This is a genomic window from Croceivirga sp. JEA036, assembly GCF_011882165.1.
Lineage (GTDB): Bacteria > Bacteroidota > Bacteroidia > Flavobacteriales > Flavobacteriaceae > Croceivirga.
The window spans coordinates 1-3,690 of record NZ_JAATON010000015.1 but is presented as its reverse complement, the minus strand read 5'-3'; the positions used below and the strand labels follow the sequence as shown (position 1 = coordinate 3,690).

Sequence of the window (3,690 nt, the reverse complement as noted above, 5' to 3'; positions counted from 1 at the left end):
TATAATCTAAAACGAATACTGAAAATCCTCAAAGTGCAAGGGAAAGAACTTATTACCGCATTTTTAAGGTATTTTCAACTTATTTGGAAGCCAATAGGCACTATTAAAAAGGGTTTTAAATCAATTAATGGTAGTTTGGAGCAAAACAAAATTTCGCCCTCCTTTTTACAAGCTTCGGTAGTTTGAAACTAATAAGCTAATTTTATATTAAAATCTGAAGGCGGTTTTGGGACAGACTGCCGTTGTAACACATTATGAAAAAAATTCTCTTGTATATTCTAACTGTCTCATTCCTTTATGGTTGTAAGACTGACAACAACTACGAAAATAATTCTGAATTATGTGCCCTACTGAATGAGATGTATCAAACAGATCAAAGTATTCGAGCCTTACCAGAATTAACAGATTCATTTTTTGAAATATTAGACTCCATTAGGTTTGCCAATGATCTCGACCGTGAAACTTATATGAAATTAGGTAAAGAGGAACAATTAGCATGGGGTAAGATTGCAAGAGAAATTGCCGATAAAAGACCTAAAGCATCTGAACAAACTCGAGATTCATTATGGAAAATTCAATCTCAAATAGATAGGAAAAACACAAGGACTCTTATAGATATTACCAAAAATAGAGGCTGGGTAAGCAAGGCTGAACTTGGTTGCGAAGAGTACATTTCTCCAGTCATTATCTTTAGACATGCACCTAAAGAATTTTGGCCTGAAATAAGGCAGTTAATTGATAAAGAGTTTACAGAAAACAGAATGGGAGAAGGGGATTATAGTTTTATTGATAATCATATTAAAGGAAGACCTTTAGACTGGAATCCAAATGATAAAAGCGATTTGAAAATATTGGAAGATCAATAACACGACGTGTTACAACAAAGGGCTATAAAGCGTTGCTGCTGTCTTACACGATTTAGACTATTTTCTTATCTTGAACTCCAAGAACAAAATTGAAGCGTCACGTTTCCGACGTGACTCTAATCCTCGCAAGAGGTAAAGGCCAACGCTAGGTTCAAATCCACAAACCACAACCCTTCATAGCTTTACCATTAAAAGTTCAAAAAAAGGATTTTCTGCCCGTCTAAGATTTAGTAGTTTTATGCGAAAGAGATATTCGTTATTACGGATATCCACAAATAATAGTATATATTCCTCACATGATGGATATTCAATTGTTGTGGTTTATGTTGACCAACATTCACAAATTTTTAACTTTAAAGCACCAACGGTATGAAAAATAAACTATCAAAACTTATTCTTTGTTCTTCTGCTCTTTTCTTTGTACTTTCATGTGAAAAGGAAATTACGGTCGAACAAGAGGATTAGCAAGTAGAACACTCTCATGTGGAAACGGGGGACTTTCTTGATTATCCGGAACTTTCCAATATCCTTGAGGGACTGGATATCAAAAACGCTAACGGAAAATACTTTACGGAAAAGAACGGTAAGAACAGGAGATAAAAATAGATTCAAGCGAAGTCTCTAAATATAGGAATGGCTCGGTCGAGACCTATACCCTAAGGGTCGAGAGCAAAGAAAATGGAAATGAAAAGGGAATCTTGGAGAACCTCGTATTGAGGAAGAATCCCGAGGGTTACAGTGGCTTTATCCTTCGTTACCATCTCACAAAAGATTACCTTAAAGAACTGCGAGACAACAGAAGGGCGGCAATGAGAGCCTACATATCCATGGAAAGGGTCAACGTTCAATCACTTACCGCAAAGCAGACCTGTACCTATGTAACCGTGCCCACCTGTGACAACCCCGGTTTTGATGGTGATGGTGCCTATGTTGGATTCAATGGAGAGCACATTCGTACCGATAGATGTACCAATTCAAGTTACTTCACTACCGAGATTTACAGCGTATGCACCGATAATGGAAACGACTGTAAAGGATGCTATTATTTTGACGGCACGGCTACCGGTGGCGGCGGTGACTCTACCATGACCGGAGGTTCAACGGGCATCACCTCTACACCTGCATCGGAATACGATGGGGACGTGGTGGTAACACAATCAAGCGGCTTCCAGAACATGTTCGTCTCATTGGCGGAGACCATCAACGAAAAACTAGGCAATTCCCTTTCGCCAGAGGAACTCAGTTTTCTTGTCGCTTTTTATGATTTTGCCCTTGAAGCAAATCAATTCATGAACGACAATGGAAATTCCAATAAATCACAGAATTTTATCAATTGGGTTATAGACTTTCAATTATTACCCCAAATACCCTGTGGAGTAGGCCACGACTGTATGAAATCTATCCAAGTCATGGCTGAAGGACTTAGAAAGTTTCACGGAGAGCAAGGAATACGCATGGCAGAAATGTTTGAAGTTTGCATAGATACCCCTGACTCGTTTACTCGAACTGACTTACAATTATTCTATGATTGGGCTAAAGCGACTACTCAACATTACAATAATGTAATGTTTGCTGAGATTACCGGTGCTTTTGCAGAAGGGTCTGCAACTATTTTAAGCGTTATACTTACAGAAATGGGAGGAAATGCAGCTGTAGCCTTACTTCAAAAAATACCTCTCTCTTGGGTTCTTAGAGGTAGTACACTAACTCCTTTTGTCCAGAATGTTGCTAGACTTGGTGTTCAGGGCACACAAGCTCATGTTAGACTTGTTAAAACAACAAATCCAGTTGGTAGGGCCAGAGGGCTTTTCAATGCGCTTTCAAAAAATGCACTCTCTAAAACTACACAATCCAATGGAGCAATAGTTGCAAATATGGGTAATGGAAACTTTATTACATTTAGGACAGTATCTCAGTCAGGATTTCCCGCTACAATTGATTTGAACTTTCCCAGTATGTTTGCAGTAAAACAAGTTATAAAATTCGGTTTATGAATAGTATAAACATTTTTGATAAAAAGTATTTAGATTTGTTAGCCCCCAATGGAGTTGAATATATTTGGGGGGTATACATGCATTTGGGAATAAAAGACAACGAGTCTTCAAAACCAAACAACAAAAGAATTATTCTAGACACCATTAAAAGCCTTTTAAATTATTCAATCTTACAAGTAGGGGAATGGTATCAAAGACCGGAATTAAATTCTAAAAAACTTACCGTTAAAGAAATCGTTAAAAACTTAGATGAAATATGGAATGAAAAGGCAACATATCCTGACTTTTACGATATGGTATATTTTACTACTCCAGAGTGGTATGTCAATAAAACAAAAAAATTAGGTCTAACAATGACAACAGATTGGAAGACTTTTGTTAAAGAAGAAATAGGAGATTTGGAAAAATGGATTGAAGAAAACAGACCTAAAAATACAAACCACAACATGGTATAAACGCAATAGCGGTTTGGGTGCATACCTAAGCCGTTTTGTTTTAAATAAACATTATAACAAAAGGAAAAACAGTAACCAAAACCCGCTACTACGCTTACACAAAACCGTTGTGGTTTATATTGACTAACATCCGAACATTTTTTAATTTTAAAACACCAACGGTATGAAAAACAGACTATCAAAACTTATTCTTTGTTCTGCGGCTCTTTCCTTTGCACTTTCATGTGAAAAGGAAATTACGGTCGAACAAGGGGAACAGCAAGTAGAACACTCCCATGTGGAAACGGGGGGCTTTCTTGATTATCCGGAACTTTCCAATATCCTTGAGGGACTGGATATAAAAAACGCTAACGGAAAATACTTTACGGAAAAGAA

Annotated in this window: 5 protein-coding genes; all 5 read left to right on the top strand. The window is 37.2% G+C overall.

Going from position 1 to position 3,690, the window contains the following annotated elements; genetic code table 11:
- Positions 1 to 186 (top strand): hypothetical protein (locus HCO57_RS16605; RefSeq protein ID WP_209066190.1); only part of this gene is annotated, 186 nt, incomplete at its 5' end.
- A gap of 68 nt (positions 187 to 254) precedes the next feature.
- Entirely contained in the window at positions 255 to 866 is a 612-nt protein-coding gene (locus tag HCO57_RS16520; protein WP_167989942.1) for a hypothetical protein, read from the top strand.
- A gap of 809 nt (positions 867 to 1,675) precedes the next feature.
- Positions 1,676 to 2,860 (top strand): hypothetical protein, encoded by a 1,185-nt coding sequence (locus HCO57_RS16515; protein WP_167989941.1) that lies wholly within the window; start codon positions 1,676 to 1,678, stop codon positions 2,858 to 2,860.
- Positions 2,857 to 3,315, top strand: coding sequence for a hypothetical protein (locus tag HCO57_RS16510; protein ID WP_167989940.1), 459 nt, complete (start codon positions 2,857 to 2,859; stop codon positions 3,313 to 3,315). Before HCO57_RS16515 ends, HCO57_RS16510 begins: the two co-directional genes overlap by 4 nt.
- A gap of 163 nt (positions 3,316 to 3,478) precedes the next feature.
- A partial coding sequence (locus HCO57_RS16505) for a hypothetical protein (RefSeq protein WP_167989939.1) occupies positions 3,479 to 3,690 on the top strand: 212 nt, incomplete at its 3' end.